The sequence below is a fragment of the Candidatus Neomarinimicrobiota bacterium genome, assembly GCA_016784545.1.
Taxonomy (GTDB): domain Bacteria; phylum Fidelibacterota; class UBA8477; order UBA8477; family JABMPR01; genus JABMPR01.
Genome location: JADHUM010000041.1, coordinates 1 through 24,630, shown reverse-complemented (window position 1 = coordinate 24,630; position 24,630 = coordinate 1). Strand labels below are relative to the sequence as shown.

13 protein-coding genes are annotated in these 24,630 nt (G+C 45.2%); 10 read left to right on the top strand and 3 right to left on the bottom strand.

Annotated elements, in window-relative coordinates; translation table 11 throughout:
• Positions 1-43 precede the first annotated feature (43 nt).
• The 10 genes from ISR87_10230 (at position 44) to ISR87_10185 (ending at position 18,603) form a co-directional block, all read left to right on the top strand.
• A complete protein-coding gene (locus ISR87_10230; protein MBL7025823.1) occupies positions 44-1,807 on the top strand; it encodes a T9SS type A sorting domain-containing protein in 1,764 nt (587 codons plus the stop codon).
• A gap of 337 nt (positions 1,808-2,144) precedes the next feature.
• Complete coding sequence (locus ISR87_10225) at positions 2,145-4,820, top strand: TonB-dependent receptor (GenBank protein ID MBL7025822.1); 2,676 nt, start codon at positions 2,145-2,147, stop codon at positions 4,818-4,820.
• 16 nt (positions 4,821-4,836) lie between these two features.
• Positions 4,837-8,133 (top strand): hypothetical protein, encoded by a 3,297-nt coding sequence (locus ISR87_10220; protein MBL7025821.1) that lies wholly within the window; start codon positions 4,837-4,839, stop codon positions 8,131-8,133.
• Positions 8,134-8,154: 21 nt separating this feature from the next.
• Positions 8,155-9,204 (top strand): PorV/PorQ family protein, encoded by a 1,050-nt coding sequence (locus tag ISR87_10215; protein ID MBL7025820.1) that lies wholly within the window; start codon positions 8,155-8,157, stop codon positions 9,202-9,204.
• A gap of 47 nt (positions 9,205-9,251) precedes the next feature.
• Positions 9,252-11,633, top strand: coding sequence for a glycosyl transferase family 36 (locus ISR87_10210; protein MBL7025819.1), 2,382 nt, complete (start codon positions 9,252-9,254; stop codon positions 11,631-11,633).
• Between the two features lie 32 nt (positions 11,634-11,665).
• Positions 11,666-13,087 carry a DUF3131 domain-containing protein gene (locus ISR87_10205; protein ID MBL7025818.1) on the top strand — a complete coding sequence of 474 codons (1,422 nt, stop codon included), beginning with the start codon at positions 11,666-11,668 and terminating at the stop codon, positions 13,085-13,087.
• A 43-nt stretch (positions 13,088-13,130) separates the two neighbouring features.
• Entirely contained in the window at positions 13,131-15,554 is a 2,424-nt protein-coding gene (locus ISR87_10200; GenBank protein MBL7025817.1) for a T9SS type A sorting domain-containing protein, read from the top strand.
• Positions 15,555-15,615: 61 nt separating this feature from the next.
• Positions 15,616-16,860, top strand: coding sequence for a sugar ABC transporter substrate-binding protein (locus tag ISR87_10195; GenBank protein MBL7025816.1), 1,245 nt, complete (start codon positions 15,616-15,618; stop codon positions 16,858-16,860).
• 57 nt (positions 16,861-16,917) lie between these two features.
• A complete protein-coding gene (locus ISR87_10190; GenBank protein MBL7025815.1) occupies positions 16,918-17,784 on the top strand; it encodes a sugar ABC transporter permease in 867 nt (288 codons plus the stop codon).
• Between the two features lie 3 nt (positions 17,785-17,787).
• Positions 17,788-18,603 carry a carbohydrate ABC transporter permease gene (locus ISR87_10185; GenBank protein ID MBL7025814.1) on the top strand — a complete coding sequence of 272 codons (816 nt, stop codon included), beginning with the start codon at positions 17,788-17,790 and terminating at the stop codon, positions 18,601-18,603.
• A 101-nt stretch (positions 18,604-18,704) separates the two neighbouring features.
• Here ISR87_10185 and ISR87_10180 read toward each other — a convergent pair whose 3' ends face one another.
• The 3 genes from ISR87_10180 to ISR87_10170 form a co-directional block, all read right to left on the bottom strand.
• Complete coding sequence (locus ISR87_10180) at positions 18,705-20,000, bottom strand: radical SAM protein (protein MBL7025813.1); 1,296 nt, start codon at positions 19,998-20,000, stop codon at positions 18,705-18,707.
• Between the two features lie 53 nt (positions 20,001-20,053).
• Positions 20,054-20,932 carry a radical SAM protein gene (locus ISR87_10175; GenBank protein MBL7025812.1) on the bottom strand — a complete coding sequence of 293 codons (879 nt, stop codon included), beginning with the start codon at positions 20,930-20,932 and terminating at the stop codon, positions 20,054-20,056.
• Positions 20,933-21,331: 399 nt separating this feature from the next.
• Positions 21,332-24,630, bottom strand: a 3,299-nt coding sequence (locus ISR87_10170) for a T9SS type A sorting domain-containing protein (protein MBL7025811.1), incomplete at its 5' end; no start/stop codon positions are given.

Here is a 24,630-nt window from a genome sequence, read left to right as displayed (position 1 = left end):
TTTCAGAAGAAGGGTTTCAAAAGCAAGAAAACAGGAGGACGTGATGAAAAATTTACGTGTACTACCAGCACTCCTGGTAGTGTTAGCCACTCTGAGTAATCCGGTGACTGTCGTAGCAGGAAGTCATGCTGATCCGGCTGTTATAAAGGTCGTGTCAGTTGAAACAGCACCTACCGTGGATGGTGTCCTAGATGAGAATGCCTGGACTCGCCGCTATGATCGACTGGTTTTTAATGCCGGCATGGGTACAGGTGATGTAGACTTCGCCGTCACGGGTGGAGTTGAAGTCCAGGCCCCTTATACGGATACGACCAGCACCATCGTCAAGATTGTTCATGATGGATTGGATTTGTACATCAGTCTGGATTCAGATGATAAATCTGTCTGCCGCTTCAATAGCAGTTGGGAAGGTGATGGTCTCTTCATGAAGGTGAAGGACGCCAGCGGAACAGATGTAGAATATAAGCTATACTTCAACTTAGAGGGTGCGGACCCTGATATCCACCTGGAACTTCCAGGTCTATATCCAACATCCGCAGAAGGAGCCGCCTTTAAAAAATCAGGTACTATTGTAAACGATACCACGAGTGTTGATTCAGGATATACTGCAGAGCTGGTGATTCACCTTGCCGATCTTGGGTATACTGATCCCTATAGTGATGTCCAGGTATTGATCAATATCTTTGATCCTGATGGGTATACTGGTGTAGCTGGAGAAGCCTGGGATGTGGGACAGTTTTACAAAGCCTGGTGGGGAAGTGAGTGGGGTCCTGACATGCGTATTCTGCGATTGTCAGATCCACCGACCCGTATTGCTTTAGCGACTGAGGATGCCATTGTTATGGATGGCCAGATCACAGAAAGCTTTTGGGCAGGTGCCGAAACCGTGATAGTGGGTCATAATGCTAATGGATCAACGGGTGGCTACTATTCACAGTGGAGTGATCCGGCAAATGACTATACTGATGCAAGTGAAGCGATCATTCGATTTGTTCATAAAAATGAATTGCTCTATATTGCTGTAGAATCAAATGATATGTCCGTGGGTAAATGGTCTCCAGGCTGGGAAGCTGATGGCCTGTTTCTTTGGATGACGGACAAGGGTGACTATGCCCCTGCTGCTCGCAAAGAGATCAAGGCTATGTATTTTAGTGGTGTACAAGGGGAGGGAATCTCCTTTGAGACCAACGATCAAGTTCCCACAGGATCAGCTGAAGGCGTGAGCTTTGAACCAGAGGGAACCGTAACTCACACCGGAACCAATGGTGATGATGCTGGATATTCCCTTGAGTTGGTTATCAATACGGCTGATTATGGGTACGAAGTTGGTGACACCGTTCGCTTGAGTGCAGTCATTTGGGATCTGGATTATTCCAGTGCAGATGAATATGATGCAGCAATTGCTGATTATGCACCTGAATGGTGGGGTACTCAGTGGGCTGACCCCAATTTTGAGAGATACTTTATGTATCGTGGAGTCGTCTTGAGTAGTAGTCCTGTTTCGGCAGACAACGCTATTGCCGGACCAACTGATTTCAGTCTTTCTCAGAATTATCCTAATCCCTTCAATGCCGGGACCGTTATAAATATTTCTGTACCTGAAGCAGGGAACGTCAATTTGGAGATTTTCAATGTGCTGGGACAAAATGTTGCTACCCTGTACAATGGTTTTCTATCTGCAGGCAGTCACAGTTTCTCGTGGAATAGCCTGGGAGATAACAACCAGCAGGTCAGTACTGGCATGTATTTTTACAGATTGACAGTAGGTGATCAGATCGCCACAAAGAAAATGGTAATGATCAAATAATCCTAAGGGAGTTGCGCAATTTATAGCGACTACAGAACAGGACGATATTATACTATTTGAATTTCAGAATGCGCGTTATGTGTCTTCGTGATCCCTTCGAAGTTACTCAGGATAAACTCCGCGCGGCGATCTCAGAATCACTCGCACACAATCTAGAGATTGCCACGTCTCTTCGAGACTCGCAAAGACCCACATCAACAATATCTCGGCAACATATGGGACGCGCAAATAGAGATGCAATTGGTATAACATAGAACGCAATTAACAAAATTTCAAGGTGGCAGTATGTCAACACTGCCGCCTTGAAAATATTGGGACATGGATATCAGGTAATGTCATGAATAGTATGCATTTGAAATGGACCTTAAGAAACGTGAAATCAGCAATCCTGATTGCGTTGTTCCTGCAAATGTTCCTAGGAGTGTGCATCGCAGGGACTACGGGCAAGATTAGTGGGAAGGTTACTGACGCAGAAAGTGGTCAACCCTTTCCCGGTGTTAATGTCTTTCTGGAAGGTACTAATTACGGTGCCGCGACTGATTTAGAAGGCTATTACATGATTCTAAATGTTCGGCCAGGTTTATACAGCCTCAATGTACAAATGATTGGCTACCAGAAAATCCGACAGGATAATATCCAGGTTCTTTCCGACTTCAATTCGATTCATGATTTTAAAATGAGCACCCAGGTACTTGAAGCCTCAACCCAGGTCGAAGTAATCGCCACCCGACCAGATATTCAACGCGACCGCACCAGCACGATGGCAGTGATCAGTGCTGAGGAAATAGAAAAACTACCTGTCCAGGAAATGAGCGACCTGGTCGGCCTGCAGGCTGGAGTGGTAGACGGTCATTTCCGTGGGGGCAGGGGTGGTGAGGTGAGCTACATGCTGGATGGAGTTAGTGTCACTGATCCCTATAGTGGTGAAATGGCAGTGAATATCGATAATAGCAGCATCCAGGAAATCAAAGTTATTAGCGGTACTTTCAGTGCTGAGTATGGACAAGCCATGAGTGGCGTTGTAAATATTGTCACCAAGAGTGGTTCACCTGAATTTGGATTGTCAGTCAATTTATATGGCGGTGATTTCATTTCCCGACATGACGACACTTTCCTGAATATTGACCAGCTTGATCCATTGCAGAATCTCAGCGGAGAGTTGACTCTCACCGGACCCCTGGGAATGCTCGGCAAGGATGCAGGTTTTGTTTTTAGTGTGAAAAGTCAATCGAAGGAAGGGCACTTATACGGTGTCGAAGAATTTCTACCTTCAGATTCTTCCAATATCGATGATCCTGATCCAGCAGGCTGGTACGTCTCACGATCGGGAAGCGGTGATGTGGTACCCATGAATTTCAAAAATACCTTTTCCACACATGGCAAGCTATCAAAGCATTTGGGTCCCAAGTTCCGAATCGATCTCTCTTCTGATCTTACCCGACAATCCTGGTCAAATTACGATCACCTCTACAAGTATAATCCGCAGGGCATCCAGACCCACTTTAAGGAAAGCTATCAGACAACCCTGTCCTTCAACCATTTTCCAAGTTCAAAACTATTTTATGCCGTCAACTTTTCTCGCTTCAATTCAGATTTAAGTAATTATGTCTATGAAGACTACCAGGATGAGCGCTATGTAAGCACCTTACTTTCCAGGCGGCTGGGTTATGGCTTCTTCATCGGTGGCATGGACATGAATCACTTCTACCGAAGCAGCACAGTAAATACAATTAAAGTCAATCTTACTGCCCAACCCAATCGCCATCACGAATTAAAGACTGGGATTGAAGCCCGGAAGAGCGAACTGTGGCAACATGATTTCAGCATTAAACTGGATCGCAGCACTGCCTGGTCACCTGAAATATTCCCTGAAGCACATTGGGGTAATAACGAGTACACACACCGTCCCCTGGAAGTAGGGATATGGCTTGAAGATAAGATCGAAGCTGAGCACATCGTGCTGGTGGCAGGTCTACGCTACGACTATTTCCATCCTGATGGACTGGAACCCCTGGATCTGAGGGATCCAGATGGTAGCTATAGTGGAAACCAGGAGGAGGCCTTTAAAGATGCACCGAGCTCATCCCAATTGTCTCCCCGTCTGGGATTATCATATCCAATTAGCGACAGGGGTGCGATCCACATCTCGTATGGACATTTTTTCCAGATTCCGGTCTATGAGTATCTCTATCATAATTCAGAATTTGAAATTCGTGGGGGCGATCTAAAAAGCATTGTTGGAAATGCCTCACTATACCCAAAGAAAACAGTTATTTATCAATTCGGCCTGCAGCAAATGCTCTCTGCCAATCTTATTCTGGACATCACAGGCTATTACAAGGACATGCGCAATCTGGTTGGTACACAAATTTATGAACTATATATCCTTGGCGATAGCTATGCCCGCTACGAAAATCAAGATTATGCTAACGTTAGAGGTGTGGCTCTATCGCTTTCAATGAAGCAAATTGGTCTTTTCTCAGGTTCTATTGAGTACACCTACCAAACTGCTGAGGGCAATGCCTCCGATCCTCGAAGTGTCTTCAATGACCGTCAGAGTGACCCTCCTCGCGCCAGTGAAATACAGGTGGTTCCCCTGGATTGGGATCAGACCCATACCGTTAACTTATCCATGACCATGAATGGAAAAAACTGGCACATCAGTCTTATTGGCCAATTTGGTTCCGGATTACCCTATACACCAGAGTTCCAGGGCGAACGTACTTCTTTCCAGAATTCTGAGCGAAAACCCAGCACCCTGAATCTGGATGTTTCTGGAGAATATGCCATACCTCTGAGAGATTCTCGTTTGGCTCTCTATTTCTTGATTAAGAATGTAATGGATCGTGAGAACGCCAGAGATGTGAATAAAGATACCGGTAGCCCTTTTTATAGCCTGATCCCTACCTATGTGCCTGAACAATCCCTTCACACACTGGATGATTTTCTATCTCGTCCAGATTATTTCCAGGCTCCACGTGAAGTGTTGATTGGCATGAAATTCAAGCTTTGAGGATGATGGAATGAGTATGATTAAAAAACTATTTATTATTACCTCTAGCCTTCTCCTGGGCGGAATTTCAATACTCCAAGCGCAAAATAACATTGATGCGCTTCATGGGGATCGTATCAATCGTAAACAGGGGCTGCATAACGGGAATCTGGTTGAAACACTATTCTGGAATTTTGGAGAGGTAGGCTGGTGGGGCAAACAACCATCAGGTGTGTGGCCCAAGGGCACAAATCACTCCTATATGGATGGTATCTACCCACTGGTTGCAGCAGAGGTGCAACTGGAGGATGGTCGCATCACTCACATCGTTGAGGGCGGATACCGAGAACATTATGAAGAGGGCTCCACAGGGATGGAATTTGGATGGCAACCCCTATCTGGTTTTGCCAATCCTGACCAGGATTATATCGCGCTAAGCGATGACCCCAACACCTGGCCGCTCTATTGGCCAGATCAGGCGGCTGATTGGGGTGGTTCCTGGAACGGCTATTTTGGCAGAAAGACCAATGCCGATCAGGAAAGCTATTTTGTCATGGATGACTATCAGGACTATGGTCAGGATTTTTGGGGGCTATTCAACTCAGATTCCCTTGACCCAAATCGCGGTGGACTTGGAATGCGTGTGGCAGTACGCGGCTTCCAATGGTCAAATGTTCTGGCGGAAGATATCATTTTCTGGCATTACGATATAACCAATGTTTCAACCACCACCTATGCCAAGACAGTTTTTGGGATGTATGCAGACGCAGGAGTGGGCGGGCAAAATGACAGCAATGATGATCTGGCCTTGTACGATCTGTCACTGGATTTGGCGTATACGTGGGATTCCAACAATCTGGGCGAAGGCAATTGGGAAACAGGTTACGCGGGCTATGCGTTTTTGGAAAGTCCTGGAAATCCCTTTGATGGTATAGACAACGATGAGGACGCAGCAGCTGGTTCTTCTCCAGAATTGGGAAGCATCGATTTTCAGCCACGGAACCTGGTTGATGAAATCGTGGTGATTGATTACCAAAATATGGAAGTTGATAATAACCGAGGACGAATACTTACAAGTTTTAGCGAGGGTGGCTCTGCTGATTTCTACCATTTTTCCGGCGATAGCCTCATCTTGAATCAGTATGATAGTGTGAGAGTCTACCTGCGTGGTTCAACATATAGTGACATCCCTTTTAATGGTGTGGATGATGATCTGGATGGCATTATTGACGAAAACGAAGCCGTTCATATGGGATTGAAGTATAAGAATTATTTAACTGGCGCTGGACTGGACGATCCGCTCATCGATGAAGCTCGCGATGATGGGGTTGATAATGATGGCGACTGGGATCCTGAACTCCACGATATTGGTGCAGATGGGTTGGCTGGTTCAGGCGATATTGGTGAAGGAGATGGATTGCCAACTCTTGGCGAGCCTAACTTTGATATCACCGATAAGGATGAATCTGATCAGATCGGGCTTACTGCTTTTGATGCTTTTTATATCGGTCAGGGGGTGGAGTTTGGTCATGATGAGGTTATTTGGGACCGAGTGGCCAATTATCATTTTAGCAATGTCTCCCTACCAGGAAATATTGCTTTCCTGTTTGGGTCTGGTCCTTTTATCATGCCTCCAAATCATACAGAACGGTTTTCCATGGCTCTGGTATTCGGTGAAAACTTTGACGACCTGAAGCGTAATAAAGAAGTGGTGCAAAATATATATAACGCCAACTATAATTTTGCCCGTCCACCTGAAAAACCCACAGTCACCGCTGTACCTGGGGATGGTAAGGTCACCCTGTATTGGGATGATTTTGCAGAAAGTTCCTATGATGATCCAGCCTTTACACATCCGGCAACCGGGGGTTATGACTTTGAAGGTTACCGGATCTACAAAGCAACTGATGCTTCATTCAACGATGCTTACATCATCTCCAATGGATTTGGAGAAGCTGCCTTCCATAATCCGGTAGCTCAATTCGATTATGCCAATGGCGTCCAGGGTTTCTTCAATGTCGATGTTCACGGGATTGAATATTATCTGGGTGGGGATACAGGGTTAAGACATTCCTGGGTAGATACAGACGTTCAGAATGGTGTGGATTACTATTATGCCGTCGTGGCCTACGACCGTGGCTGGGAAGAAAAAAACATCCTGCCCTCGGAGTGCACGAAAGTTATCGTGAAGAACAACGCTGGCAAAGTTACGGTTGATAAAAATACGGTATACATCACACCCAACGCCCCCGCTGCAGGCTATGTGCCGCCTGAAATCGCTGGAGGACTACAACGTATCCAGGGTTTTGGTACTGGGGATATCAGCGTAAATATTGTTGATCCATCTCTGGTGACCGCTGGTGAATATCGTCTCAGCTTTGATGACACCACCCATCAGGATACGCTAAGCTACAACCTCTCCAAATTAGAATCTGATCTGACGGATACCCTTTTGATCTTTAGTGATTCAGATGCACTTGATAATGAGGATGTGAATCCAATTTTTTCAGGAATGCGTATCCAGGTAAGAAATGACTCTGTGGCACCAGACCCAGAAAATACAGGTTGGGTTCAAGGTGAGTCGAACATCCTGATCTACGCCGAAAGGAACTCTTACTGGGATGGTTACACACGCAGGATTGACGGTTTTCCTTCTAGCTATGAAGTACACTATGGTGTGCTGGATAGCTCCATGTTGAAGAATAGCTTTAAGCATCTTTCAAACTTCCGTGTCATAGATCAGACAAGCGGGAAAAAGGTGAGAACCTATCTCTGGGAGCCTGCTGAGGGTCGTGATAGTCTTCTTTCAGCCGGGGATTATCTCAGATTGCAGCTGAAGGTCGGCGGAACCTGGCGGGACACATGGCGGGTTTATTTTGTGGCTCCTGAAGAGGATTTAATTGAACCAGAAGCTGGGGATGTTGCCAATATTGGAATACATTTACCATTCAGAAGCGGTGATGAGTTTGCATTCACATCCTTTGCTGCCGAAGTTGATCAAAATCTGGCAAGTCATCAGCTGAGTAATATCGCCGTTGTTCCAAACCCATATGTGGCAGCTGCCGCCTGGGAGTCTCAGCGGACGAGCGCTTCAGGGCGTGGAGAGCGTAAGATCAATTTTATTCATCTTCCCCAGGCAGCTCAGATCAGCATCTTTAGTGTCAGTGGGGATCATGTGATTTCCCTGGATCATTTTAGTGGGATGGCTGACGGCGCTCTGGAATGGAACCTCCAAACCAAGGACGGCTTGGATCTGGCACCAGGAATCTACATTTATTATGTGGATAGTGACCTGGTGGGAACATTTACAGGCAAATTTGCTGTGATTAAATAGGAAGAAGTAACGGAATCAGTCATGAAATGCTTTAGCAATATAATTAACCGATCTGCAGTACAGGTTGCTGTATGCATTGCTGTATCTATTGCTTCCTGGAATCCTGTTTTAGCTTCTGATATTATTAGTAAGACGGGAACCACTGCTGCGCAATTCCTGAAAATTGGTATGGGATCACGAAGTATGGCAATGGGCGGTGCTGTTGCTGCTTCGGTGAACGATGCCAGCGCCCTATACTGGAATCCTGCAGCCGGTGCCTTTTTTGACAAGGGGAGTATTCAGGTGGAGCAAATCAGCTGGCTTGCCGATATGGAAATAAGCTATTACGGCGCAATTATCCCTCTGGGAAATTCACAATCAGTGGGTCTTGGACTGGTCAGTCTCTCAACTGGTGACATGCTGGTAAGAACCGTTGATAAACCCGAAGGAACTGGAGAATACTTCTCCGCCACCGATCTGGCCTTTACCCTGTCATATGCCCGTGCACTTACAGATTTTTTCAGTATTGGGTTTAATGGGAAGTATATCCATCAGCGCATTTGGAATTCGCACGCAGCGGGCATAGCACTGGATTTTGGGAGCTTATACTATTTTGATAACCGGCGCTTGCGGATCGGTGCTACCGTTTCCAATTTTGGTCAAAAATTACAGTACAGCGGCAAGGATTTAATGATTGTATACGACCAGAATAGCGATGCATCTGGAGATAACTCCCATATACCAGCCAGTTTGTATACCAATGCCTGGGATATCCCCTTGATCTTTCGCTTTGGTTTAGCCTATGATTTGCCAAAGCTGAAATTTGGTGAATTTACCGTTGAAGCAGACGCTGTGCACCCAAATGACAATTACGAATATCTGAATCTTGGCCTGGAGTGGCGTCCCTGGTCTATGGTTGCGATTCAGATGGGCTATGAAAGTCTTTTTCAGCAAGATAGCGAAAAAGGGCTGACCCTGGGCGGATCACTTCACCTGAATGTTGGCGGATTAGACCTGGGATTCCAGTACAGCTATGAGGATTTTGGCCGTCTTAATTATGTCCAGAGAATTGACCTATTGCTCAATTTCTGATTATATGATCGTTAACATTAAAAAAATATCATGATAGGACCACCTAAGTGAATACTGACCGTCAATTCGAAACGGAGCTGGGCTATTTTAACCAGGAGGGCACTGAATATGTCATCAAGACTCCCCGGACGCCCAAACCCTGGATAAATGTATTGTCCAATGGTCGCTATGGTTTGACGATCTCCCAGGGTGGTGGGGGATTCAGTTGGTTGGACCATTCCGAGTTTAATCGCATTACCCGCTGGCATCAGGATTTGGTGAAAGATGATTGGGGTAAGTACATCTATGTCCGAGATAACGAAACCGGTGAATTCTGGAGCCCCACCTGGTTGCCCGTAAAGACTGATCTTGATGAGTATCAATGTCGCCATGGATTTGGATATACAGTCTTCCAATCCCGTGTGGGTAAGATAAAGATTACCTTGACCCTGTTCATACCCATGAACGAACAAATGGAGGTCTGGGATGTGGAAATTGAGAACCTGGGGTCCGAATCCAGATCGCTAAGCCTGTTTAATTATTTCGAATGGACACTTGGCTCCAGCAATGATCATCACAGAGAATTCCATAAGAATTTTATTGAGACCAAATATGATTCTGAGGCGAACACAATCTGGGCCAGCAAACGTCTCTGGGACATAGCCCTGGGAGATAGAGGCCATTGGAATATCGAGCATCCCTTTAATGCCTTTCTCTCCTGTACCAGCAAAGCCACTGGATATGAATGTGACAAGGAAGCTTTTCTGGGTCAGTATGGGAGCGTTGAGAAACCGAATGTTGTTATTAATAATGGTTCGCCAGGCAAACAGGGAGTGTGGCAGGATGCTATCGCCAGTCTCAAAATTCCTATAGAACTGGCTCCAGGAGCCAAGCAGAATCTGGCATATTTAATAGGTATGTATGACAGCACTCACAATTGTGAGATCGCCCTCAAGAAATATCAGACCCTTGACCAAAGAGTTTCAGCTCTGAATGAAGTAAAAGCATACTGGTCAGAGATACTGGATGCACATCAGATGGAAACACCAGATGCATCTATTAACATTCTGGCTAACGGCTGGTTGAAATATCAGACTATTTCAGCCCGTATTTATGGTCGCAGTGCCTATTATCAGCAGAGTGGTGCCTATGGTTTCCGTGATCAGTTGCAGGACAGTCAGGTATTTCTACCTGTTGATGTGAGCAAAACTGAAAAGCAGATCAAACTCCATGCAGCCCACCAATACATAGACGGATCGGTCCTTCATTGGTGGCATCCCATTACAGAGCAGGGTTTGCATTCTGGTATTGCTGACAATTATTTGTGGCTTCCCTTTCTGGTTATCTCCTATCTACAGGAAACCGATAACATTTCACTGCTCCACGAGCAGATTCCTTTTTATGATGACAAACAAACTGAATCAATCTATGAACATTGCCTGAAATCCATTAAGCGTAGTCTGCTGCGCACAAGTAAGCGTGGACTCCCTTTTATAGGGGCTGGTGACTGGAACGATGGCCTCAGTGCTGTTGGTTTGGAGGAGCAGGGTGAATCGGTCTGGCTAGCACACTTTTTAACCTACATCCTGAAAGAATTTATCCTCATTGCTGGCGAAATGGGTGACACCAAGCACCAAAAACTTTTCCAGGACACATCTCTTTCACTGATCAATGCCATTCAGACTACAGGGTGGGATGGCGATTGGTTTATTCGGGCAACCAAAGATGAAGGCGATATCATTGGCGGCAAGGCATGTAAAGAGGGCAAAATCTACCTGAATGCACAGACCTGGTCTGTTATCAGTGGTAGCGGCACCGCTGAACAGCAACACAAGTCCATGTCTGCAGTTCAAGAATATTTACTTAAGGACTTTGGTCCCTTGCTTTTATCACCTGCGTATAGCGAACCTGATTCCCGTATTGGGTATCTTTCCCGTTACGCAGCTGGAACGCGGGAAAATGGTGGCGTATATACCCATGCAGCCACCTGGGCTATTTGGGCATTTGCACTGCAAGGTCAAACCGAACTGGCTTTTAAGGTCTACCAGGGAATTTCTCCCATACATAATGGGATGAACCCCCAGAGATACCTTGGAGAGCCATATGTGACTCCTGGAAATATTGATGGTCCTGATTCCGATTATTATGGTCGGGGGGGCTGGACTTGGTATACAGGCTCTGCAGCATGGCTCGATAAGATGGTTTCAGAGCGTATCCTGGGTATTCGACCAACTCGGGCAGGACTGGTTATCGATCCTGCCATTCCAGCAGAGTGGAAGCAATATTCCATGACCAGAAAATTCAGAGGTACCGTCTATACCATCAATGTGACTAACCCCCACAATCGCAGTACTGGTATCAGTGAGCTCCATGTTGATGGGTTGATCATTCAGGGTAACATGATCCCACCTCAACATGCAAAATCATGCCTGGTGCAGGTGACCATGTGATGCAAGCGTGGTGGGATGACTGTGGTTCGCATATGCCCAAGAAATTAATTCGCATAATAATTCTCTTCCCGGTGATCTCGCAGCTACTCACCAGCTGTGCAGTTCCTCCATCCCTGCCAGAATCTATTCCTCAAACCGATTTACTTCTGATTACCCCAGAACTTCAGCAAATCACCTCCCGGGACAGCCTCTATCTCAGAGTGCTGGCAGAAGACACCTGGAAATTCTTCGCAACATTCGCTGATAGTGCCACCGGCTTGATACCGGACAATCTTAATGCCAGGAATTCCGCCCCATCAGATTACACCTCAGCCACAAATATTGGTATATATATGGTATGTGTGGCTGCTGCTGAGGATTTGGGATTCATCTCTCATGAAAAAGCCATGGAATATTTAACCCTCACCTTGAGTTCATTGCAGAAAATGGAACGCTATAAGGGTTTTCATCTCAATTGGTACAGTATTCCAGCCATGGAGGTGACACGCCAGTACGTTTCCAGCGTCGATGCCGCCTGGTTGTATGCCAGTATTGCTGCAATTTCTGTCAAATACCCGGAATTGAACAGGAGTTGCCAGAATATTTTAAGCGGTGTGGATTTCGCCTGGCTCTTAGATCCAGACCTTGGGCAATTTTATCTGGGTTATGATCTGGAGAAACAAGAATTCTCACCCTATCACTATGGAATGCTCTGTAGTGAGAGCAGAATCGTAAGCTATCTGGGACTTGCCTGGAAACAAGTTCCGTTGAGCCATTGGACCCAGCTTTATCGAGTGTTGCCCGATACCGTGGATCAATATGGTTCACCCCATCATTTCTTACAACAAATTGATCAGGAAAAAAGCTTCAGCAGTGGCTATTACCTCTATAAAGATTCCTTGCAGATTTTACCATCCTGGGGCGGGAGCATGTTTGAATATCTTATGCCCACCCTATTTGTGAACGAAGGACTGGAAGCACCCAAGGGGCTGGGGGAAAACGATAAGCGGATCGTGGCTATTCATAGAGATTACGCCTTAAACTACCTGGGATATCAAGTCTGGGGTATGAGCCCATGTGCCACACCTGATGGTGGCTATGATGTCTTTGGGGTCTCAGATATTGGTAGCCACAGGGAGGGCAGTCGTGAAGACATTGTGACACCCCATGCCAGTATTTTAGGCTTAAGTTTAGCACCTCGCTGGATTGTAGATAATCTTGAAATGCTGGAAAAGAGTTTCATGATCCGCGGAGACTATGGGTTTCTTGACTCGGTAAACCCGAAAACAGGAGAAGTGGCAGAGAAATACCTCGCCCTTGACCAGGGGATGATTCTGCTGTCAATCAATAATTATTTGAATACGGGGTCCTTAACCAGGACTTTCAAGCAGGTTGGAGAAATGACTCATGTATTGGAGTTCATTGCTTCTGAGGAGTGTTTCCCCCTAGCTGTTGAACGAAAAAATATACCGTAATACAACCTATTACCATTCATCTTACCGAGGGAGGGAGATGGCCATGAAAAAATTAATATTGAGCACACTATTGTTGATGAGCGTCACAGTGGAGGTCGCCCAGGCAGAAGACTTCGTTTTTTTTGATGACAGTCCCACATCCACTTCCTATGATCCCAGTTGGTGTTTTGTGAATTCACCCAGCGTGTTGGAACGCATCGGTGAGAAATTTCCTGTGGATGAGGGAACGGTATTCAACGGTAATAACAGTTTACGCCTCCATTGGACGAGTCAGTCAACAGGCAATTGGGGAGCTGCTGTTGCCGAGGTCGGTTGGGCAGGGCACGATCTCCTCACCAAGGATTTGCTTACATTTTGGATGTATACCGATGCAGCTATTGCCTTGGATGATCTGCCACTCATATACCTTGAGGACACGGGCGGTCAGAAGACCGGTGAATTGAATATGGGTGGTTTTCTTGAATCTGTTTCCGTGGGCCAATGGCAGCAATATTCCATGCCGCTTGATACCTTCTTTGTGGTGGCCGGCAACACCAATATGTCGTCTGTCAAGACTATCTTCTATGGGCAAAGCTCCAGCGATAATCTGGAACATACTCTTTTTCTGGATGAAATTCGTATGACCTCATTTGGCGATGCCGACACCATAGCACCTGGAATACCTGCAAATCTTACCGCTGTAGGTTATGACCAGCATATTGACTTGAGCTGGACGCCAGTGGAGGATGAGGATGTAGCGGGTTATAGAATTTATCGCAGCAATTGGGGTGGAAGCTATTTCCTGGTGGGGTATACGGAGATGGATATCCCCTTCTTTAATCATTTTTTAGGTGAGTCTGGACTATCAGGTTATTACAAGATTTCAGCTGTTGATGCCAGTTACAACGAATCTGACTTCACTGAACCCATTGAGGTTAGTACTCAGGCTCTGGGGGATGAAGCCTTTCTGGATATGATACAAAGATCCACATTTCGCTATTTCTGGGATTACGCCCATCCTGTCTCAAAGATGGCTCTGGAACGTACACCAGGGAACAATGATATTGTCACATCAGGAGGTACCGGATTTGGCATCATGGCTACTGTTGTGGGTGCTGAAAGGGGCTTTGTGACTCGGGCGGAAGCAGCAGCTCGTCTATTGGAATTATTTCAGTTTTTGGAAGGTGCAGATAGATTTCATGGGGCCTGGTCACATTGGCTCAACGGAACGACTGGCGAGGTTATTCCCTTCAGTCAGTATGATAATGGTGGTGATCTTGTAGAAACGGCCTTTCTGGTTCAGGGCATTCTCACAGCGCGAAATTATTTCAACGGTGATGACCCTGTTGAACAAGCTCTGGTAACATTGGCTACCAGCTTATGGGAGAGCGTGGAGTGGGATTGGTATCGTCGGACGCCGACCAGTAACTTTCTTTACTGGCATTGGTCTCCAGATTATGAATGGACTATGAATTTCGCTCTCCAGGGACCCAACGAAACGGGGATAGTTTACATGCTTGCTATTGCATCGCCTACTCATGGTGTTCCTGCTAATCTCTGGGAAGATGGATTTTGCTCCTCAAGTGCTTATGATAATGGAGAAAGCTATTATGATTATACCCTCGACGTTGGCTGGCCTTATGGTGGTCCCCTATTCTTCACCCATTATTCCTATCTAGGGTTTGATCCACGGGGCAGGCAGGATAGTCATACCAATTATTTCTTCAATAACCGGAACCAAACTCTTATTAACCGGGCCTGGTGTATTGATAATCCCGGTGGTTATGTAGGCTATGGTGAAGATTGCTGGGGACTTACTGCCAGTGACGATCCTTTCGGATACCTCGCTCATGAACCAGCTTTAAATCGTGACAATGGAACCATTACACCTACGGCAGCCCTATCCAGTTTTCCCTATACTCCCATGGAATCCATGGCTGCACTCCAACATTTTTATACGGACCATGGGGAAAGAATCTTTGGTCCCTTTGGCTTTTATGATGCTTTCAATGAAACCCATGAGTGGTACTCAAGCTCCTATTTGGCCATTGATCAAGGACCGATCATTGTGATGATGGAGAATTACCGCACAGGTCTTATCTGGAATGAGTTCATGGGAAATCCAGAGATCATACCAGCTCTGGAAGAAATGGGATTTATCCCGGACACGACGCTTTCCATCCAGCCTGATGATGGGGCACTGTTGGAGGATTATCAATTCCAATTGCTTGGTAGCTATCCAAATCCATTCAATAGTCGGGTTGGAATCCGCTTTCAGCTTCCTCAGTCAGGTCCTGTGAATCTGATCATTTACGATGTGCTGGGACATGAAATCTATAATCTCAGGCAAGAGCAGGGGGCTGGAGCAGGAACTTTCTACTGGGATGCCACCAACACTCAAGGCCGGGAAGTGGCCAGTGGCATGTATCTGTTTCATCTGAACAATGGGGATGTACAAGAATCCGGGAAGTTGCTACTGATTCGATGAGAGCAGGTGTATCATAAGGGTCAATAATCCACGTCAGTTTGCCAATAAGCTGTTCTGCAGCTTGATACTGGCCTTGGTGCTTGTATCAAGCTGCAGTAACAGTGGCGATGCAAAAATCATCAACCTGGATTTCTGGGCATTTGGCGCAGAGGGCAATAGCGTTCGTCAGTTTGTAGCAGGATTTGAAGCAGAAAATCCTGGTGTTCACGTGGTGGTCCAGAACATTCCCTGGACCGCAGCTCATGAGAAACTCCTCACCGCCTATGCCGGTAATTCTTTGCCGGATATCTGTCAATTGGGCAACACCTGGATCCCAGAATTTGTAGTGCTCAATGCCCTTGAAGCGTTGGACAATTCAGTGGATTCATCGAATATGATCTCGTCAGATTCCTATTTTCCAGGTATCTGGGAAACCAACAGGATTGAGGAAAAACTCTATGGGATTCCCTGGTATGTTGATACTCGCGTCCTTTTTTATCGACGTGATCTCCTTGACAAAATAGGCTGGGAAAAACCTCCACAAACCTGGGAAGATATGCTGGAGATATCCCGACTACTGGTCAAAGACGGGCATTCCAAATATGGAATATTCCTTCCCTTGAATGAATGGGTGGTACCCATTTTTCTAGGGATGCAACAGGGTTCTGAAATTCTTAAGGAGAGAGCTAGCTATGGCACTTTCTCAGGTGCGGAATTCTTGCGGGGCCTTGAAATCTATGATCGATTCTTCCAGGAGGGACTTGCACCAAAAGGGATGACAGAGGTGAATAACGTTTATCAGGGTTTCCAGGAAAACACCTTCGCAATGTATATCAGCGGCCCCTGGAATATTGGAGAAATGACACTCAGACTGCCAACCCAGATGCAGGATGACTGGGACACGGCCCCCTTGCCAGCCATCAGGGTTGAAGATTATCCCGGACTCTCTTTAGCTGGTGGTTCGTCCTTGGTAGTTTTCCGTTCCTCCAAGCACAAAGATCTGGCCTGGGATTGGATCGAATATCTATCGCAACCTGATGTGCAATCCGAATTCTATGCCCAAACAGGTGATCTGCCAGCTCGTGTGGAAAGCTGGACCTCCCTGGAGTTGTCGGGGAAGAGACCAACAGCAGCTTTTTTTCATCAACTTGAATCAGTAAAAAAGACCCCCCAAGTACCAGAGTGGGAGCAGATAGCCATGAAACTTCAGCAGTATCTGGAGTATGTGGTTTTTGGACAATGGACATCCAAAGAAGCCATGGAGCTTCTGGATCAGGATGTAAATAAAATTCTTGAGAAGCGTCGCTGGTTATTATCACGTGATTAGACAAAATTGATGGAACTAAAAAAGCATATGAAAATAAAGCCCTTTTTCAAGGTCTGGATGAGTCCTGCTCTATTTCTTGCACCAGCACTCTCACTCATTGCTGTTTTTTTCTTTATTCCAGTGGTAGCGTCATTCCTGATGAGTTTCACCGATTTTGATATTTATTCCCTGGCAGATAGCTCTAATGCACGATTTGTAGGACTGGAAAATTATAAAAATTTATTAAGCGATCCGCTTTTCTGGAAAGCCATGCGCAACACACTCTATTTTGTGTTCATTGGCGTACCTCTATCCCTAATGTTTTCTCTTGCCACGGCTTTGCTGCTTAATTCCAAGCTTATTCGCTTCATGTCCCTGTTCAGACTGGCTTATTTCCTCCCGGTTGTTACCACGCTGGTCGCCGTGGCTGTTGTATGGCGTTACATCTATCATCCCTCGTTTGGTTTAGTGAATTATCTTTTGAGCCTCATAGGTGTTGGCACTGTTGATTGGTTGGGGAATCCAAAATGGGCCATGCCGGCACTCATTATCATGGCGGTATGGAAGAATTTTGGTTACAACATGATTATCTTTATTGCCGGTTTACAGAATATTCCCCCTGAACTCTATGAATCTGCCCGGATAGATGGTGCAGGGAAATGGCAGGAATTACTCCACATCACGCTTCCCATGCTTATGCCAACAACAGTTTTCGTATCCATAATTACCATCATTGGGTATTTCCAGCTCTTTGCAGAACCCTATGTTATGACCCAGGGTGGCCCTATGAATGCTACGCTAAGTATTGTTCTCCTCATGTATCAGGAGGGTTTTCGCTGGTGGCGAATGGGCTATTCAGCTGCCCTGGCCTTTGTTTTATTCCTCATACTTTTTATAGCAACCCTTGTCCAGCTGCGCGTCCAAAAACAGTACAGTGGAGTGTAGAGCATGAACGGGAATAAAATTCTGATACACATACTCGCTGTTACCGTTGCCCTGATGACATTGATTCCCTTCGTCTGGATGGTTTCAGCTTCTTTCATGCAGCAAGGGGAGGCCAACCAGTTCCCGCCCCACCTCATTCCAGAGTCTTTTAGCCTGGAACATTATCTGCGTTTGTTTATATCGATGAATATCGTACGCTACTTTCTCAACAGTCTGATCCTCTCTGCCAGCATCACAGCGCTTTCTCTCCTGGTGAATTCCATGGCTGGTTTCGCCTTCGCCAAATTCCATTTTCCTGGTAAGGAGAGTCTGTTCAAACTACTGTTGGCGGCGATGATCATCCCGGCTCAGGTAACCATGTTGCCCCTGTTTCTGATGATGAATCAGTTGGGATTGATTAACAGCTATCTCGGAGTAATTATTCCGGGAATGGCCAGTATTTTTGGCATCTTCCTAATCCGACAGTATATCACCTCACTGCCGGACTCTCTCATTGAGGCAGCTCGTTTGGATGGTGCCAGCGATTTTCAAATTTATTGGAAAATTGTTCTACCGCTGGCAAAGCCAATCCTGGTTACCCTGGGACTATTTACTTTCATGGGTACCTGGAATGATTTTATGTGGCCTCTCATTATCATGACACGTGAGAACATGTATACCCTTCCTGTAGCAATGGCAAATCTTTCAGGTGAGCATGCTCAAGACACAGAATTGATGATGGCCGGGGCCGTGATTACAGTATTGCCGGTTATCATTGTCTTTTTGGCTTTACAACGGTTCTATATTGAGGGAATCATGTTAGGCAGTGTAAAAGAGTAGCCATCCACTCGAAATTCAGATATTCGATATTTAAAAGTCTCCGAGGGTATAGCTTAGCAGACGGAATATTTATCCCGATAGATTGAGAAGCGGGGCTAAAATTATAGAACCACTTTCTTTGGCCATGGTTCCTGTTTTGAGGTGCCCCATAGGGTACTGATATAGTCGATTGAAAACAGATCCTCAAAAGCATGCATCCAATAACTGCCCCGGTCTGTAAGTATGATTTGCTTACCATCATCGTTTAGGAAACCCATGATTGCCAAAAGTCTCATATATCTTCCATAAATACGATCAAAATCTACACCAAACCGATCCTTGAAGTCTCCTTTATTAAACTGGGTCTCGTAAATACGCCAATACAACCAACCGGCCATCTGCACCTCCCTTGACAGCTCAAGAGACAACGCGATGGCTGGTTTACCCTTTTCAAATGCTTCGATATATTCTTTGGCACTGAATGTGTTTAAGTAAAAGATATCCTTTAAATAGCTTCCGCCACTTGCCCCAAATCCTATGTATAAAGGTACCGTTACTGAACAATACTTGGGAATCCCCTGTTTTGTAAATGCCCATACAGATGATCTTCTAAAATCCGCATTATAAAAGATTTCCTCAAGAATCTTGAGCATCTTTCTTCTATGCAACAAAGTAGACAGCTTGAAGACACTCTCCGTGCCATCACTCCCCATTTTTGTGTAAGGAAATTTGAAAAGTGGATAGGCAGCTATCTGATCAACTCCCATATCAACCAGCATTCGCCCAGCCTGCCTGACCTCCTCTAAGGTTTGGGTTGGTAATGCAAACATGAAATCCACATTCACACAATCAAAGCCTCTGTCAACAACCCTATTGATTATATTTATTATTTGCTCAGTTGTATAGGGTCTCTTTAGAACGCTCAAATGCCTGTCCTGTAGTGATTCTACACCAATACTCAGGTTGGTTATACCCATAGCCTGAATCGCGTCAAGATTGTCATTGCTTAAGTGGGTAGGGTGACTTTCCATGTGAATTGAACATTGCATGTTAAAATGATCATAGATGTAGGAGATGATATCTTTGATGCCATTATGCAGCATGGTTGTGGGGGTACCACCGCCGATATAAAAAGAGCTTATTGGCATATCCCCGACCATCTCAGAATAGAAAGCAATTTCCTTCATCACGGCGATTGTATACTGCTTAGCGATGTCAGAATGGTAGATCTCTTTATTATAGGGACAGTATGGGCAAATGCGGTCACAAAATGGAATGTGAAGGTAGATTCCAAGGTCAGATAACGATTCGAATTTACTTTTAAGCTCCCTTGTTGAGGGGACTGTTGACTTAAGGGTAAGATTACTCTGTTTGGTGATTAACCTGCTGAAAGTGCTTCTGACCAGATTCTCAATCATGGGGACGATTACCCAGTATAGACCAGAGGATGTAGTTGATTTTCATTTTACAATTAAAAATATTTAAGGGCATTAATTATTGCTGACGGTTTCAATTTTAAAGTTTGATCTATCTCAGCATAGCTTAAGTATCCACAGTTCTCGCACAACTCTGGATTCCCAGAATATCTACAACATTTATACGTAACGCCTTTTTCGTAGATGTGACAGTTATTCAAAGGCCGTTTCCAGGTATTTTTTAAGGCCGAACTTAGACCGGCACGCGAGTTTAATATTTTATAATTCTTCTTATACGATAACAGGCCCTGTATTATTCTATTCCTTTCTGCTGGCTGAATGTATAAATCGTCATATCCATAGTAGGGTGTATGAAAATAGAAAAATATGCCTTTGATCGATTCGACGTCATTGATGTATTTACAGAATTCCTCTATCTCGTTTTTATTATAATTGTTTATCGTAAAATTTATATAAAGCGAAGGGTGTGATGATTCATTGATATTTTTCAAAATGCGATTAAAGGTCTTCCCTCTCAGATTGTCGTGTGTTTCTGCGAGTCCATCAATACTAATAAAAACTGTGTCAGCCTCTGTCTCCAGGGGAATGGTGCCATTTGTATAAATGATGATGGCTAAATAGCCGATCCTGCGAGAGTACTCAACGAGATCTTCAAGACCATATTCTCCATCACGCCAGATATAGGGCTCTCCTCCTTGTAAATATAGAGTACGACCTCCCTCACGATAAAAAGCTTCCATTGCGGTAAGCGCTTCATTAAAACTGATATGTCGTGCTCCTCGATCAGGTATGCGGCAGTGTCGACAACTTAGATTGCACTTGTTTGTAACCGTTATCCCACAGATCAGAGGTCTGTTCCTATTAAAGAGATGATGAGTAATTATATATTGTGCGCCGAAAATTAAATGCCTCATTGATCAAATCTCTCAATCAGATGTTATTATTTATCAGTAAAATATTATTGTCGAGCGGCCTCAAATATACTTAAGATCAATTGAATGAAGTATCAATCTACCTAGATTAAAAAACAGGAAGGGGGAGTTTCAGATGATACAGATCGAGGTCGAATCGTAGATTAATTACGAGAAGAAAGTAAAGTATTTATTGCATATTGACAAATATTTTCACTTTTGTAGAGACCTCGTCCATTTAAACTGAATCGAGCTCCCCAATAATGGGTCAAAATGCCTATTGATGTTCCATCTTCGCTCTCCCTGCTACGAACTGGCAGTCAGGCTCAACCTCAAAGTAAAACAGCCCCCCAGATAGCTGGGGGGCTGTTAGTACTCAATCTGAATATTTCAGATATTGACTTATTTGATAAGCACCATTTTTTTAACAATGGTCTGATTTCCTGCTGTTATGGCATACAAATAAGTGCCAGCAGCAAGGTCACTTGCATCCAGGTAATATGCGTACTCACCCGGACTGGCCATCCCATTAACAAGGGTTGTAACTTCTTGACCCCTGATATTGAATAGCTTAAGAACAACATGTCCTGATTCAATCAAACTGTAGCGTATCGTAGTAGAGGGATTGAATGGGTTTGGATAGTTTTGCTTGAGTGCAAAATCATCTGGAACCACGTTATCCACAACATCCGATGGATCAAATTTAACCAGTTTGAAGGTCCAGTATCCACCACCGATATCGAGCACCGCTGTCATGGTCTCATTGTTATCCGAGAGCATCACATCATATGTGATGGATGCAGGGGCATCTGCTGGATTTCCTAATTCACCGCCATTAAAAGCCTTGGGAATACCCAGATAGGAACCAACACCGTTAAGCGTAACCGTACCTGCGCCTGCATCAGATGCATATGTGGCTGCATTGGAACCATCATGTGGAGCAATGGGAGCTCCACAACCATCAGCCTGAACACCCTGCCAGGTTTCCAGCCAGGTATCGCCATCCATGACATTGGCAAAGGAGCCATCTTCATTGAAAACAAATTTGTCATCAAAAAAGCAAGCTCTTGTCGTAACATCATCTGCTGAGTTGGACCACCAGCTCCCATCATTGGGGTTGGGACCGACCATGAGGGCTGCGGCTTCAGGAGCTACGACCCAGATACCAGCAATATCCAATGGTTCCACAGGAGGCACTGAGTAAAAGTACCAGTTATCATACCATACAGAAGTGGCACCATCACCACCATCTACCTTGAACTGGAAGATGTCAGTCAGAGAAAGACCAAGATCAACATAGTGTGCCAGTGGAATTTCCATACTTACCCATTCACCTGGAGTGATGGGTAGGGCAAAGGCTTGCTCACCTGTTGTACGGCTGATGAGAAAGAAGTTCAGAGCTGGAGCATTGGCTGTCCAGAAATCAACATGGAGATAATCATAACCGGAGACATCCTGATCGATACCATCAGCACCACCCAGGTTGGTACCCTGATAATTCAGGCTCTCATACTTGAGGGTGTTCGTGCCTGCAACCACTTCATCAACTGTGACCACCGTGCTCTGACCCCAGTTGGGGTTAAAGTTGGTTCCAGCCAGGTTGGTGTAAGCTTCGCTGTAGATGGACATGACATCAGCAGCATCATGCATAGGTGCTGGTGCAGCTACAGTTGGTACTGTAGGTAGGACTTGTTCCGAGAAAGTAACATTATCAAGATAGACAATGTTCTCCTGGGCTCTTGGAGTAAAATCAAAATCAGGGATAACTACAATTCGATTATAAGTATTCCCGATGAGGCTTGAAAAATCGAAGGTTAATTCCTCCCACTCATTGATAAGTGTATTGGGAACCGTAAGCTCCAAAACAGGACCAATTCCTTCAAATTTGAGGCCTACATTACTGATCACTGGCTTATTCACCATCATTTTTACTGTGGAGTTTGTGGCATCAAAAGTAAACACGCCAATACCCTCTGAATGGAATAAAGCCCAGGGTTGTCCGGCTAGTTCTGCTGTGAACTTGGCTACGGTTGCAGAGGTATTGATACCACCACTCATGGGATTAGCGAGAATTTCCAGGGCTGGATTCGTACCATCCTCAGCTACTATCCAGGTCCAGTCCGCACCATTGCCTCCGACTTCAAAATCAATAGGAGCATAGGGTCCGGGATCTGGAATAATAATCTGTTCCGAGAAAGTAACATTATCAAGATAGACAATGTTATCCTGAGCTCTTGGAGTAAAATCAAAATCAGGGATAACTACTATCCGATTATAAGTATTCCCGATGAGGCTTGAAAAATCGAAGGTTAATTCCTCCCACTCATTGATAAGTGTATTGGGAACCGTAAGCTCTAAAACAGGACCAATTCCTTCAAATTTGAGGCCTACATTACTGATCACGGGTTTATTAACCATGATTTTTACCGTGGAGTTTGTAGCGTCAAAAGTAAATACGCCAATACCCTCTGAATGGAATAAAGCCCAGGGTTGTCCGGCTAGTTCTGCTGTGAACCCGGCTACGGTTGCAGAGGTATTGATACCACCACTCATGGGATTAGCGAGAATTTCCAGGGCTGGATTCGTACCATTTTCAGTTACTGTCCATTCCCAGTCAGCACCATGGCCTGCGACTTCAAAATCAATAGGAGCATGTGGGGTAGGACTTACTACTTCTCCAGTATAGAAATACCAATTGTCAAACCATACAGAAGTGGCTCCATCACCACCATCTACCTTGAACTGATAGATGTCAGTCAGACTGAGACCAAGATCAGCATAGTGTGTCAGTGGAATATCCATACTGACCCATTCACCAGCAGTGATTGGTAGGGAATAAGCTTGCTCACCTGTTGTACGGCTGATGAGAAAGAAGTTCAGAGCTGGAGCGTTGGCTGTCCAGAAATCAACATGGAGATAATCATAACCGGAGACATCCTGATCGACACCATCAGCGCCACCCAGGTTGGTACCCTGATAGTTCAGGGTCTCATACAGGATAGTATTGGTACCCGCAACATCAGCATCCACGGTGACTGTAGTGCTCTGTCCCCAGTTGGGGTTGAAGTTGGTCTCAGCCAGATTGGTGTACGTTCCACTATAGATAGACATGACATCAGCAGCGTCATGTATGGGAGCGGGTGCAGCAACTATAGGCTCAGGATCTGAAATAATCTGTTCTGAGAAAGTAACATTATCAAGATAGACAATGTTATCCTGAGCTCTTGGAGTAAAATCAAAATCAGGAATAACTACTATTTTATTATAAGTGTTCCCGATGAGGCTTGAAAAATCGAAGGTTAATTCCTCCCACTCATTTATAAGTGTATTGGGAACCGTAAGCTCTAAAACAGGACCAGCTCCTTCAAATTTGAGGCCTACATTACTGATGACTGGCTTATTAACCATGATCTTTACAGTAGAGTTTGTGGCATCAAAAGTAAACTCGCCAATACCCTCTGAATGGAATAAAGCCCAGGGTTGTCCAGCTAGTTCTGCTATGAACTTGGCTACGGTTGCAGTGGTATTGATGCCACCACTCACTGGGTTAGCGAGAATTTCAAGCGCTGGATTCGTACCATCCTCAGCTACTATCCATTCCCAGTCTGCACCATTGCCTGCGACTTCAAAATCAACAGGAGCATATGGGCCGGGATCTGGAATAATAATCTGTTCCGAGAAAGTAACATTATCAAGATAGA